15 protein-coding genes are annotated in these 13,486 nt (G+C 39.2%); 9 read left to right on the forward strand and 6 right to left on the reverse strand.

From position 1 onward, the window contains the following. Positions 1 to 63: 63 nt before the first annotated feature. The gene (locus JN11_RS12770) at positions 64 to 453 is read right to left on the reverse strand and encodes a DoxX family protein (RefSeq protein WP_144913106.1); all 390 of its coding nucleotides are present in this window, start codon (positions 451 to 453) and stop codon (positions 64 to 66) included. A 167-nt stretch (positions 454 to 620) separates the two neighbouring features. On the opposite strand from JN11_RS12770, the gene hemA reads away from it, so the two are divergent. Then, positions 621 to 1,847, forward strand: a complete 1,227-nt coding sequence (gene hemA, locus JN11_RS12775; protein WP_144913108.1) for a glutamyl-tRNA reductase — start codon at positions 621 to 623, stop codon at positions 1,845 to 1,847. Positions 1,848 to 1,852: 5 nt separating this feature from the next. Here the strand turns inward: hemA and JN11_RS12780 are convergent, their stop codons facing one another. Continuing rightward, the gene (locus tag JN11_RS12780; RefSeq protein WP_144913110.1) at positions 1,853 to 2,455 is read right to left on the reverse strand and encodes a hypothetical protein; all 603 of its coding nucleotides are present in this window, start codon (positions 2,453 to 2,455) and stop codon (positions 1,853 to 1,855) included. A 21-nt stretch (positions 2,456 to 2,476) separates the two neighbouring features. After that, positions 2,477 to 3,088 carry a hypothetical protein gene (locus JN11_RS12785; protein ID WP_144913111.1) on the reverse strand — a complete coding sequence of 204 codons (612 nt, stop codon included), beginning with the start codon at positions 3,086 to 3,088 and terminating at the stop codon, positions 2,477 to 2,479. Positions 3,089 to 3,284: 196 nt separating this feature from the next. On the opposite strand from JN11_RS12785, the gene hemC reads away from it, so the two are divergent. Then, entirely contained in the window at positions 3,285 to 4,880 is a 1,596-nt protein-coding gene (gene hemC / locus JN11_RS12790; RefSeq protein WP_144913113.1) for a hydroxymethylbilane synthase, read from the forward strand. 35 nt (positions 4,881 to 4,915) lie between these two features. Here hemC and JN11_RS12795 read toward each other — a convergent pair whose 3' ends face one another. Further along, entirely contained in the window at positions 4,916 to 5,848 is a 933-nt protein-coding gene (locus tag JN11_RS12795) for a DNRLRE domain-containing protein (protein ID WP_144913114.1), read from the reverse strand. Positions 5,849 to 6,062: 214 nt separating this feature from the next. On the opposite strand from JN11_RS12795, the gene hemB reads away from it, so the two are divergent. From hemB to hemJ, 7 genes are all read left to right on the forward strand, one after another. Further along, complete coding sequence (gene hemB, locus JN11_RS12800) at positions 6,063 to 7,034, forward strand: porphobilinogen synthase (RefSeq protein ID WP_144913116.1); 972 nt, start codon at positions 6,063 to 6,065, stop codon at positions 7,032 to 7,034. Between the two features lie 62 nt (positions 7,035 to 7,096). Beyond that, positions 7,097 to 8,467, forward strand: coding sequence for a glutamate-1-semialdehyde 2,1-aminomutase (hemL, locus tag JN11_RS12805; RefSeq protein ID WP_144913118.1), 1,371 nt, complete (start codon positions 7,097 to 7,099; stop codon positions 8,465 to 8,467). A gap of 19 nt (positions 8,468 to 8,486) precedes the next feature. Continuing rightward, complete coding sequence (locus JN11_RS12810) at positions 8,487 to 9,365, forward strand: sensor histidine kinase (protein ID WP_144913119.1); 879 nt, start codon at positions 8,487 to 8,489, stop codon at positions 9,363 to 9,365. A 93-nt stretch (positions 9,366 to 9,458) separates the two neighbouring features. Then, positions 9,459 to 10,166 carry a response regulator transcription factor gene (locus tag JN11_RS12815; protein ID WP_144913122.1) on the forward strand — a complete coding sequence of 236 codons (708 nt, stop codon included), beginning with the start codon at positions 9,459 to 9,461 and terminating at the stop codon, positions 10,164 to 10,166. After that, complete coding sequence (locus JN11_RS12820; protein WP_144913123.1) at positions 10,166 to 10,693, forward strand: tetratricopeptide repeat protein; 528 nt, start codon at positions 10,166 to 10,168, stop codon at positions 10,691 to 10,693. The genes JN11_RS12815 and JN11_RS12820 overlap by 1 nt, the downstream gene beginning before the upstream one ends. A 34-nt stretch (positions 10,694 to 10,727) precedes the next feature. Continuing rightward, on the forward strand, positions 10,728 to 11,759 hold the full coding sequence (gene hemE, locus JN11_RS12825) for a uroporphyrinogen decarboxylase (protein ID WP_144913125.1): 1,032 nt from the start codon (positions 10,728 to 10,730) through the stop codon (positions 11,757 to 11,759). An 88-nt stretch (positions 11,760 to 11,847) separates the two neighbouring features. Next, positions 11,848 to 12,381 carry a protoporphyrinogen oxidase HemJ gene (gene hemJ, locus JN11_RS12830; protein ID WP_144913127.1) on the forward strand — a complete coding sequence of 178 codons (534 nt, stop codon included), beginning with the start codon at positions 11,848 to 11,850 and terminating at the stop codon, positions 12,379 to 12,381. Positions 12,382 to 12,393: 12 nt separating this feature from the next. Here the strand turns inward: hemJ and JN11_RS12835 are convergent, their stop codons facing one another. Continuing rightward, positions 12,394 to 12,597, reverse strand: a complete 204-nt coding sequence (locus tag JN11_RS12835; RefSeq protein ID WP_317131274.1) for a type II toxin-antitoxin system VapB family antitoxin — start codon at positions 12,595 to 12,597, stop codon at positions 12,394 to 12,396. A gap of 34 nt (positions 12,598 to 12,631) precedes the next feature. Then, positions 12,632 to 13,459, reverse strand: coding sequence for a hypothetical protein (locus JN11_RS12840; RefSeq protein ID WP_144913130.1), 828 nt, complete (start codon positions 13,457 to 13,459; stop codon positions 12,632 to 12,634). Positions 13,460 to 13,486 lie beyond the last annotated feature (27 nt).

Consider the following 13,486-nt stretch of genomic DNA (forward strand, 5'->3'; position numbering starts at 1 on the left):
TTAAAAAGTAAATCCTATTAGCTTCTTTTACCAATATGGTGTTTGTTGGTAAATCGCGCTAATTTAAACTCTTTCGGCCTTAGTATACCACCATGCCCATAATATTAACAGGGGTTGTAAAACTATTAGCCTTATCCAGGCAATTAACGGACTAACTGTAATTTTATCGCCCAATAAAAAAGGAGCATCCTTAACCATTTGTACGTGTACAGGTATAAAAGCAATCATCATTAATATAATTCCCCAGGCTGCCCAGGCACGTGTATAGTTAAACATCAGCATCAAGCCAAACAAAAGTTCAAAAAAACCTGCCAACAGGTTTAATGCCGGCTTATACGGAAAATAATTGGGTATTATTTTGATATAGGATGAAGGATCGCGGAAATGATTTGCTCCGGCAGCCAGATAGAAGAGAATCATCACTATCAAACTTACTTTTTTAAGTATTTGCATGTTTAAAGATATATTATTTTACTAAACACCGCTTACACAGAATTAAATTGAGCTGTTTATGGACATTCTCTTGTTTAAAATCATTCTAAATACTACTGTATGACAAAGGATTGACATTGCATCTCGTTTATCCTGTTACTTTTGTGGGGTCAAATTTTAAAATAGCATTGAAGTATCTAAAGGTAATCGCTTTTACGCATAAGCAAATTGAGCTGAAGGAATTAGGGAGATTGGTTATTTGCCAGGAAAATCTGACTGAAAAACTAAACCAGGTAAAATCACAGTTTGGCATATCAGAGATGTTTTATCTTGCCACCTGTAACCGGGTTGAGTTTGTTATGATGACCCCGGAAGTAGTTGACAGGGAATTCTCAAAGAGATTTGTTGATGCATTGGAAATGGGACTTTGTCCTATCTCCACCGGATCCTTTTTGGATGCTGCGTCCATTTATGAGGGCCGCGATGCATTAGAGCACCTGCTGCGTACCTCATGCTCACTGGAAAGTTTAATAGTTGGCGAAAAAGAAATTCTTGCCCAGTTACGTAAAGCGTATGAAGATTGCAAAGAGGCTGGCCTAACCGGTGATGGCTTACGCATGTTTATGAACTGCATTGTTAAAACAGCTAAAGAAGTTTATACCAACACCAATATTTCAAAAAACCCAATTTCGGTTGTTTCACTCGCTTACCGCAAGCTGCGCGATCTGCACCTTACGTCAAATGAAAGGATCCTGATTATCGGCGCAGGTGAAACAAACCGCAATATTTCAAAATACCTGCAAAAACATAAGTTCAGCAATTTTGCTGTGTTTAACCGCACTGTTGAAAAAGCCGCTGAGCTGGCAGCCGATTTGAATGGCGAAGCTTATTCACTTGGTGCGCTTAAAACTTACAATGAAGGTTTTGATGTAATTATCACCTGCACCTCAGCAGTGGAGCCGATCATCACTCCCGAAATTTACACTACCCTGCTTAATGGCGAAACGGGCCGCAAAACCATTGTGGACCTTGCTGTTCCGAATGATACTGCCCCTGAGGTATTGGAGCAATTTCCGGTTAATTTTATTGAGGTACATTCCCTTAATGAAGTGGCCAAAAAGAACCTGCAGGAACGTTACGAAGAGCTTACTCACGCCGAGGATATCATTACCGAAAACATAAACGCCTTTTGCCTTGAACTAAAACAACGCAAAATTGAACTGGCCATGCGTCAGGTGCCCGAAAAGATTAAAGAAATCCGCAATACCGCCATCAATTCTGTTTTTGCCGAAGAAGTGCAAAACATGGACAAAGAATCGCGCGAAACATTGGAGAAAGTGATCAATTATATGGAGAAAAAATATATCAGCGTACCCATGATTATGGCTAAGGATATATTGGTGAATAATAATTGAGTATATTATTGCTCCACTGCTTCAGACTTTTCTGTTTGATGATCAACAAATACTCGATATAATCCTATGATCCAATAAAATGGTATCATCAGATGTAACTGATAGAATGAATTTGTTCGGCGCGGATATAATTTAAATCTATCAAACCAATAATCTCTGCCATTTTTCTTACTTAATGCATCGCATACATAATCGCGCGTATGGCCGTATCCAAAGTCATAGGCTCCAAGCACTGCTATAATTAACACTAATACCAATATGAAATTATTCACGCTTCTTTGTGAAAATACATTGTTGTAATTGAGTCGGATAACAAACCACACGATTGCCAAACCGGCAATAATCTCTACAATCTCTGATAAAAGACAGCTGTGTCCATTGGTTAATAACAGCTTATCCCAAAAAGTTACGGGAGTAACAGTTGACTTAAACCTGACTACGGGAATACCATCTGCTTTAAAGCCCTTTAATGGAGGAGTGGAATCTTTTTGCATTTCCTCTCTTACTTCAATTACTCTGTTTCCTGAGAACTCAGTAGCGATTTTGTAGGCTTTAAAAGCAATAAAAGCGGCAACAAGAATGTAGGTGAAAGATTTAAAAGAATACATTATAATAGTTCCAGGTTTAAATTAATCAATTATCGGCTCAATCTCCTCGTTCGTTACCTTAGGGGTGCCATAGTACCACATTATGTTTTTGAAAGCTCCTAATACAATTAATGAAGCATATACATAAATCAACATATTGTTTTTTGTCTCTACATAAAAAGCGTATTTCCAAAAGTCCGTTTTCCCGTGATAGCTGTAAATGCTTTCCCAAAACGTTTTTGTATGATCCAACCCAAAATCAATAGCAAGAAAGGCAAAGGCAATTAGATAACCGGCAATAAATATTAACCTGCCTCTTTGCCAGGTGATATTATTAAAATCTAACATAGCGATATACCAAAAGAGACAGCAGCCTGATGCTAGTTGCAATATCAGGCTCAAAAAATTTCCGTCTTTATTAGTTAATAAAAGATAATCCCAAAAGTTTTTGGGCGTTACTACGATATCGAATTGCTCAAAAGGTACATTTGTAATTTCATAACCCTTCAAATAATCCTTCTCATCATTATCATATATTTCCTTTCGTACCTCAATAAATCTCGATTCGGAAAACCCTTTTATGATTAAGTAACCCCGATTTATAATAAATATCAATGGTACAAGTAGTAGGGTGTATTTAATATTGCGATTCATGCTTTAAGATCAGGTATTTGAAGGCTAATATAGAGTTTGGCCTCGATAACACAAATTAACCGACCGGTTAAAGCCATATAAATTTAGCCATTGGTGCATATCAGTATCCTGTTAGTCAGCCTATCTTCATATCCTTAATTAATGCTTTAAACCTGTTTATAAAAAGCTAAATTTGCAAAGCACATAAAAATATCTTTTGGACAGAACACTGATAATAGGAACACGCGGTAGTGACTTAGCACTATGGCAGGCAAATTTTGTAAAAGATAGCCTGGCAGCTATCAATATCAACGCCGAATTAAAGATCATCAAAACCCAGGGTGACCGCATACTCCATTTAAGTTTGGACAAGCTGGAAGGTAAAGGCTTTTTCACCAAAGAGCTGGAAGAAGAACTGTTGGCGGGCACTATTGATTTAGCGGTACACTCGCACAAAGATTTACCTACTGAAAATCCACCGGGATTATCTATTGCCGTAGTATCGGAACGTGAAGATCCTTCAGAACTGTTATTGATATTAAAAGATTGTGTTGATTTACATCAAAAGCTCTCCGTTAAATATGGTGGTACCGTAGGTACATCATCCAACAGGCGCAAGGCACAACTACTGGCTTTACGCCCCGATCTGGAAATTCAGGACCTGCGTGGCAATGTGCCAACCCGCGTAAACAAACTGCGCGATGAAAGCTACGATGCCATTATGATTGCCAAAGCAGGTATCTCAAGACTGGGACTTGATCTGAGCGACTTCCATGTAGAGGATATAAAACCCACTGAATTAGTGCCTGCACCTGCACAAGGTGCCCTGGCTATACAGATAAGAGAAAACGATACCGAGCTATTTAACGCTTTACAGCCTTTAAATCACCCGGATGTTGCCGAAGAGTTGGCTGTTGAACGTTCGGTATTAAAACTGTTCGGCGGTGGCTGTCACATGCCTTTGGGCTGCTACTGCCGCAAGGAAGATGGCAAATACCAGGTATTTACATCCAAAGCCGATGACGGGGATGGATTCCCCGACAGGTTGTTTCTGGAAGCGCCTACTACACTTGGCCTGGCTGAAAGCATTGTTTCTTATTATGCAAAAGACCGTTTGATGCCGCAAAGAGTATTCATCTCACGTGATCTTTCAGAACATAGCTATTTCCGCAGGGCGCTGGAAAAACACGGAATTGAAATTGAGGCACGCTCATTGATCCGCACCGTTCCAATGATCACCAAGCTGGATAACTACATCCTTAAAAATGTTGACTGGGTATTTTTCAGCAGCAAAAATGCGGTGGAATACTTTTTCCAGTTAAATCCGCTACTACCCAAAAAAGTAAAATATGGAGTGATGGGAGCCGGTTCGGCTGATATGCTGCGCCGCAAGGGCCATACTGTTGATTACACTGGCGAAGGTGTGGATACCGTTGATGTAGCCGCTCATTTTGCCGAAATAGCCAACGGAACTACCATCGTATTTCCTTCTGCAGAAGCCTCTTTAAGAAGCATCCAAAAAGGATTATCGGCCGATACCAGAATCATCGACCTGCCAATTTACGAAACCATATTGGAAGGCAATATACAAGAAACCCTTGCAGAGGTATTGGTATTTACCAGCCCATCGAACGTAGAGGCTTATTTTGTTGATAATTTACTACAGCCCGATCAAAAGATCATCGCCATAGGCAAATCAACCGGAAAGAAACTGGAAGAATACGGAGTAAGATACAAGCTGCCTTATTCACCCGATGAAACAGGTTTGGCTGAGGCCGTATTCGGAACTATCTGCCTTAGCTATAAATGCTAAGACAGATGGTCAGGAAAATGGTTAATGACTTATGGCTATTTATACGTAATTATTATACGTGGATGCCTGGTAGCATCAGTATAATAACTTGAACAAAATATTCGGCTGGTATAAATTACTTCGTTTTGCACCGATAGTTTGAAGCCGTAGTTGGCATTATTATTTACCATACTGCTCACTATACTGGTAACATTTACATCAACATTAAGAAATGGCTGGTTGGTGCTTGGAATAATTACCTGGTTGCTGGTTAAACCCGCAGGTTGGTTAAACCAGTTTAAGGTTGAAGCATCCCATGCTGAAGCGGCCTGCTGTACCAATACTGAATTATCTGCGCCAAAATTTGCATGTATTAAATCGCCATTTTTAGGTATGGTATCTGAGTAAAGGTAAAGATCAGCCTTCAGTATGGTGGCATTTTGTGGAATGCTGCTCAGATCAAATTTCAGCAAATCTCTTAAAGTTACCGGCACGCCGTTTATTGTCCATGCACAAAGCGGCTCTTCAATGGATGTTGGGTTGCTTAAATCCTGCGAGCCTAACAGGCCCAGGTTAAACTCTGTTGGGTTGTTTGAGGGAGATAAGTTTAACGTAACCGTCTTACCCTGATTTACCGTTACAGATACGGTATCAACACCAGTTAGTCCTTTACTATCCGTAACCATAAACTGAAAAAGATACTTCCCGGCAATAAGTCCATTTATAGTTACTACAGCCGAGCCTTCATTAACCATACTGGCTTCCGCAGGGCCCGAAACCTGGCTCCATAAATAAGCAACAATTAAACCGGTAGTAGCGGTACCCTTGCCTGCTAACGTTACCGAATTAACTGGTAAGGTTATAGTGGTATCGACAGGGGCCTTTGCCACAGGCTTTATCGCAGCTGCCGGATTATCATTTTTTGTGCATCCGTTTATAATAAATATAATAAAGCAGCAATAAATAAAAAAGCAATGTTTTATGCTCATTTTAAGGTTTATAATTGGTTATTTAAAGTTGAACAATATTTTTTAATTATTATAACTTTCGTAAAAAATCTGTTACTCATATGCATTTACAAAATCATTTTTATGACATAAATAAAGCCTGAGGCATAAATTCTTATATAATTGAATTGCGTTTCCTTAACTTTGCCGCCTCTGTTATGCCGGTTTACCCGGTCTGTAGAAATATCAATATAAAATGTTACAAAGACCAAGAAGAAACAGAAAGAGCGAAGTTATCCGCCAAATGGTGCAGGAAACCCATGTAAGTGCAGCCAATCTGATATTTCCACTGTTTATAGTAGATGGTACTTTTCAAAAAACGGAAGTATCTTCTATGCCCGGCATTTATCGTTATTCTATTGATAACCTGCTGCGCGAAATTGAAAGCTGCATGAAACTGGGATTAAAATCATTTGATCTGTTTCCGAATATCGACGAATCATTAAAAGACAAATACGCCACCGAAAGCCACCGCGAAGAAAGCCTATACCTGCGTGCTATCCGCGAGGTAAAAAAGAACTTCCCGGAAGCCTGCGTTGTTACCGATGTAGCGATGGATCCCTATAGCAGCGATGGCCACGATGGCATTGTTGAAAACGGAGAAATCCTGAATGATGAAACATTAGAAATTTTAGGCAAAATGGCTCTGGCCCATGCACAATGCGGCGCTGATATTATTGCCCCTTCTGATATGATGGATGGCCGCGTAGGCTATATCCGCAAGGTTTTGGACGACAATAAATTCACCAATGTATCTATCATGTCGTACTCGGCAAAATATGCCAGTGCATTTTACGGACCTTTCAGGGATGCATTAAACTCTGCACCTAAATTTGGTGATAAGAAAACATACCAGATGAACCCAGCCAACCAGCGCGAAGCACTGATAGAGGCTACCCTGGATGAGGACGAAGGTGCAGATTTCCTGATGGTAAAACCGGCCCTCCCTTACCTTGATGTAATAAAATTAATTAAAGATAATACTGAATTGCCGGTAGCGGCGTATAATGTAAGCGGCGAATATGCAATGATTAAGGCGGCCATACAAAAAGGCTGGTTAAATGAACAAAGAGCAATTACTGAGGTTTTAACAAGTATAAGACGTGCAGGAGCAACCGCGATATTAACATATCACGCCAAAGAGGTATTAGAAAATAAGTGGCTTTAGTTTAAAAGATCAAGGGGTCAGTGATCAGTGTATAGTTAATATCACTGCAAAAAAACAAAACAATGTTCGATTCATTTAAAAAGAAATTTACAGGAGATAATGATGAACCGGCTGGTACTACCACCAAACCGGACATCAGCAGGGAAAAATCGGCAGAATTATTTGCTAAGGCTAAAACATATTTTCCGGGTGGAGTAAACTCACCGGTAAGGGCATTTAAATCAGTACATGGCACACCGCTTTTTATTGAAAAGGGCGATGGCAGCCATATCTGGGATGCAGATGGCAATGAATTTATTGATTATTGCGGCTCCTGGGGGCCCCTAATACTTGGGCACAATAATGGCAAAGTTCGCGAAAAGGTGATCAGCGTAATGCAAAATGGCATGTCGTTCGGCGCACCTACCGCTTTAGAAAATGAACTGGCCGAGCTCATTTTAAAAAACAACAAGTATATTCAAAAGCTTCGTTTTGTAAGTTCTGGTACCGAAGCGGTAATGTCGGCCATAAGGCTGGCACGCGGTTATACCAAACGCGACAAGATTTTAAAGTTTGAAGGCTGCTACCATGGTCATACCGATTCACTATTGGTAAAAGCAGGTTCCGGACTGGTTACCTTTGGAGAAACCTCATCAGCTGGCGTCCCAAAATCATTTGCTGATGAAACCATTGTAATTCCGTTAAATGATGAGCAAGCCCTTGAACAGGCTTTTGCTAATTTTAAAGATCAGATAGCTGCCGTAATTATTGAGCCTATCCCGGCAAATAATGGCTTGCTGTTACAGGAAAAAGAATTCCTGAAATTTTTACGCATCATTTGCGCCCAAAATGGAACACTGCTGATATTTGACGAAGTAATTTCTGGGTTCAGAGTTGGTTTCGAGGGCGCTGCCGGTCATTATCAAATTAAGCCTGATATTATCACCTATGGTAAAATTATCGGCGGCGGTTTACCTGTTGGCTGTTATGGTGCGTCTGCTGAAATTATGGGTCACATTTCGCCTGACGGTGGTGTTTACCAGGCAGGTACCTTATCCGGTAACCCAGTAGCAATGGCCGCAGGTATTGCACAATTAACTGAATTACTCCGTATGGGCTTTTACCGTGAATTGAATAATAAAACGCAAGAGTTTACGGAAGCTATTCAGCGGTTTGCCACAGCGCGTAATTATAAGTTTAAGGTGTTTACTATCGGTTCTATTTTTTGGTTTGCCTTTACTGATAAAGAAGCTATCCGATCAGCCGATGATATAGACCCGGCTAGCATGGATAAATTTAAAAAATTGCACCGCGAATTATTGAACAGGGGCATTTATTTTGGCCCATCAGGCTATGAGGTTGGTTTTATATCAGCTGCTCATACTAAAATTGATCTGGAAAAAACAAAACGTGCTATATTTGATAGTCTGGAATTAGTTTTCAGTAACAAATAGATATTACAACAAACAGGAAATGAATAATTTAAAACGATCATTCGTTATTTTTTATGCCCTCATCATTTATGCCCTGGCAGAACTGGTATGGTGGGGTTACCTGCTGGTAAAAATGATGCCAAGCAGCCTGGCTATGATATTGGGTGAGGGATCTATATTTATTGTTGTTTTTTTAGCCGGAGCTTATTCACTTCATAAATCCATTAACCAGGAGCGTAAATTGCAGGAACAAAAAAAGAACTTTTTACTTTCTGTAACGCATGAGCTAAAATCGCCGCTGGCATCTATCAAAATACTTTTACAAACTATCCAGAAGCGCGACCTTTCAAAAGAACAGGTATTAAATTTCATCAACAAATCGCTGATGGATATTGAGCGTTTGGATGATATGGTGGAGAATATGCTGCTGGCCTCAAAAATTGATAATCAATCATACACCTTCCCTAAAGACAAGTTCAGCTTATCTGTTTTGGTTGATAGTATTGTAAACCGCCTGCAGATTACCAAATGCGAGGGCACCCAGCAAATAATTGATGCGGAGATAGAACCGAAAATTGAAATTACAGGTGATAAATTTGCTTTAACTTCGGTGGTTACCAACCTGATTGAAAATGCTATTAAATACTCAGGTCCTTGTGAAACTGTGGGTGTGAAACTATTCTCAAAAGAAGGAAGGATCTTCCTGGAGGTGGCCGATCATGGTATTGGTATTGCGGATCAGGAAAAAAGTCGCATTTTTGATAAGTTCTATCGTGTGGGTAGTGAGGATACCCGGAATACAAAAGGCACTGGTTTAGGTCTGTATATTGTAAAAGAAGTGCTTGATAAGCACCAGGCCAGCATTAAAGTAAAGGATAACCGCCCGGTAGGTAGTATATTTGAAGTAGTTTTTGACTGAATGAAACCGAATTACACGAATTGATTCAAATTTTCATCCATCTGCTTTAGTAATATAATCCGAAAAAAATTAGTGCACTAAATAATGAACCACATGCCAAACAAAAAAAGAATTTTATTAGCCGAAGATGAAGAGCATCTTTTGGAAGCCATAAAACTTAACCTCGAACTGGAAGGTTATAAAGTTGCTACTGCCAACAATGGCAAAAAAGCATTGCAGATATTTAAAGAAGAGCGTTTTAACCTGGTGATACTGGATGTGATGATGCCGGAGATTGACGGCTTTGTAGTTGCTGAAACTATCCGCCTGGAAAACTCTGACGTACCGATTATGTTTTTAACAGCTAAAAACACTAATGAAGACAAAATATCAGGCTTGAAAAAAGGTGCTGATGACTATCTGACCAAACCCTTTAACCTGGAAGAGTTGATTTTACGGGTAAACAACCTGGTTAAACGCAGCCTGAAAGGCGATGATCTTAAAGAGTTTAACAGTTATAAAATTGGCGATAAAACCATTCACTTTAACTCGTTTGAACTGGTAAATGCTGATGAATCAATCACTGCATTAACCAAAAAGGAAACCATGCTGCTAAAACTGCTTATTGAGCGCAGAAATGACGCCGTATCGCGTGAGCAGATCCTGGAAACCGTTTGGAACTACGATGTATATCCATCAACCCGTACCATTGATAACTTTATCCTTACTTTCCGTAAGTATTTTGAACCAGATCCTAAAAATCCGGTATATTTTCACTCCATTCGTGGTGTAGGTTATAAATTCACTGACTCGCAACATTAATGTTTAGCAACAGAACACGCTTATTTATCGGCATTATATTCTTTTTATCGCTGATATTATTAACCTATTTGCGGATATATCAGGTGGCAGCAGTTGCTCTGATGATGATAGTACTACTGGGATGGGATTACATCAGGCAGGGAACATTGGTTGTAGCGGCCAAATACTTTCACCATAAAGAATACGATAAAGCCGAACGCGCGTTAAATGAAATACTAAGGCCGGAGTGGTTAAGAAAAAAACGCCGGGGTTATTATGAATTTCTGATGGGCGGCGTGTACCTGCAAAGGCAGGATTATGAAGATGCTGAAAGGCATTATGAAATTGCTGCACAATACCCGTTACGTTCTGTAAATGATCACGTAGCCGCTTTGGTACATGTGGCTAACATCAGCATAAGGCTGGGCAATTATGATAAGGCCGATGCTTACCTTCAGCTTACAGAAAAGCATGAAGATAAAATAAATGCCAAAATGAAGGATGTAATTAGCCGTCTTCATCAGGAAATAAAAAAACACAAACCGTAGCAGTGCAATACCTTGTGCTGCTGCCTTTATAATTATGAGAGATTCGTTACTGATAAAAGCCGCATTTTCTGAAGCTACCGAGCGCCCACCCGTATGGATGATGCGCCAGGCCGGCCGTTTTATGAAAGAATATTGGGATATAAAAAATAAATATTCTTTCCTGGAAATGTGCAAAACTCCCGAACTGGCTGCTGATGTTACTATGCTACCGGTTAACCTTTTAGGAATTGATGGAGCCATTTTATTTTCAGATATCCTGGTAACTGCCGAAGCAATGGGCGGTGACCTGAGTTTTAACCAGGGTGTTGGCCCGCTGTTTGCCAATCCGGTACGTACCAAGGCGGATATTGATAACCTGCAAACAGATGTTTCTCATAAATTACAATATGTTGCTGATGCGATTAAAGTAATTCAACAACGTTTAAATGGCAGCATTCCGCTAATTGGTTTTGCTGGGGCGCCATTTACGGTAATGAGTTATCTGGTTGAAGGCGGATCATCAAAAGATTTTAAACTAACCAAACTGATGTTGCATAATGAGCCGGAAATGGCTCATCAACTGCTATCAAAAATAGCTACGGTAACGGCAGATTACCTGAATCTACAGATTGCAGCAGGTGTAAATGCCGTTCAAATATTCGACAGCTGGGCACAGGCATTGGCGTGGGATGACTATAAAGAATTTTCGCACCACTACATTACCGAAATTATCAGCAAGCTTAATCGTAAGGATATCCCGGTAATTTCTTTCTGCAAAGGAAGCTCTGTTTTTGCCCCCTTAATGGCCGAAGCAAAACCTGACGTAATTTCTATCGATTGGAATGTTGACCTTCTGGATATTAAAAAACGCTTACCCACAGGCATAGCTGTACAGGGCAACCTTGATCCGCATATTTTGTATGCTGATAAAAAAGTAATTAAAGAACGTATCTACCGTTTGTTTGACCGGATGAAAGGTGAAAAGGGTTTCATATTTAACCTAGGTCATGGTATTATGCCTGATATCCCTTTTGATAATGTAAAATACGCGGTAGAAATCATAAAAGAATACCCCCCGGCCCCCTAAAGGGGGAGTTGACAAGCAAGGGAATAATTAGGGTAAAAAGAAATTAATCGATAAAACAAAAGTCCCCCCTTCAGGGGGCTAGGGGGTTATGTATCAATACGTACTTGCCATACATATCATTTTTGTAGTCTGCTGGATGGCGGGGTTGTTTTACATGGTGCGCCTGTTTATTTACCACACCGAAGCACAAGAAAAGCCCGAGCCTGATCGTACCATTCTGTCAAAGCAGTTTGAGATAATGGAAAGCAAGCTCTGGTACATCATTACCGTGCCTTCTATGGTATTGGTACTGGCCGCCGGCATAACTATGCTGTGGCTGGCACCTGTATGGCTACAGCAGCCATGGATGCATATTAAACTGCTTTTTGTTGTGGGCCTATTGGTTTACCATTTTATCTGCCAAAATAAAATGAAGCAAATGGCCAAAGGTATTTACAAATGGACCTCAACCCAGCTTCGTATCTGGAACGAGGTAGCCACTATTCTTCTTTTCGCAATAGTTTTTCTTGTTGTACTAAAAAATGCTGTAAACTGGATCTATGGCCTTCTGGGGCTGATTCTTTTATCCATTATCCTAATGATGGCCGTGAAAGTTTATAAAAAGATCAGGATGATGAAATAATTTAGACCTTAATTATTCAAACGCTTTTTCATCAAGCTGAATTTTGCCCCAATAAACCGAAAGTTCTTTTTGGCCCTCAAGTTGTACCAATAACCTTAAGGCTTTTTCAACAATAGCTTTTTTGGTTCTGATTTTGGTTAGTTGTTGTGCTTTTGCAAGCAGCATATCATCTATATCAATATTGGTTCTTATGTGTATAAATTTATATGTGAATATAAATTTTTATATAATCGGCTTTCTTTTCTATTAGTTACCTTTTGTTTTTATGTTTTTTTACTTGTTCCATATTTAAGGTTTCTAACCCTTCAAAATAACCATGCCTTTTTTGTATTTGTCTAATTATATTACACTGATTACGTTCTGTTACAACAACATCGACATAAGGGTATAACGCAGACATTAAAATGTCTTCAATATCACTTACTGATCCTTTTCTTTCTGCTTGTAAATATTTGTAGTGTAAAGCATAAGAGGTAGACATTAAAGATGGGAAATTTTTAATTGGGAATTCTCTTTCACCTTTCATATATTCTTGTAGTTCCGACATTATATAGTTTGTTGCCAGTATAAATGCACTCAATTCTACGCTAGATTCAACAGAAGATATTGTTTTTAATTCACCCCTTGAAAATATTTTTGAGGGCATTTTACCCAATATCTCAAATGTCTTATTCCGTTCTTTTTTAACCATTTCATTTTTATCATCAGTTACTTTTTCTTCAAAAGTTTTCAATATGTCAATTCCGTAGTTCTTAAATAATGTGCTTGAAAAACAAGCCATAATAGGAGATAAAGAGTGGGTCGAGTCATTGAAAAGCTTGTATTCCTCTTCAAATATCATCTCTTCGTTTTTCAAAATAACTGTAGGCAGTACGCTAATGACATCAATAACATCTCTATAAACTATTGGTGCCGATTTAAGCTCCCATATTGAATTTAGAGCAACGGCTATTATTCCATCTTCTAAGACAATATTTAATAAATCACTTCCAAAGCCAGATCTATCCTTGACCATTTCACTCAAAACACATGTGTCCAAATAGTACAGTTTATAATTTTTCTCGTTTAGACTTATCATTGTATAAATATTAAAAATTATTTTCAA

It is taken from the genome of Mucilaginibacter frigoritolerans, assembly GCF_007830615.1.
In the GTDB taxonomy this organism is placed as follows: domain Bacteria; phylum Bacteroidota; class Bacteroidia; order Sphingobacteriales; family Sphingobacteriaceae; genus Mucilaginibacter; species Mucilaginibacter frigoritolerans.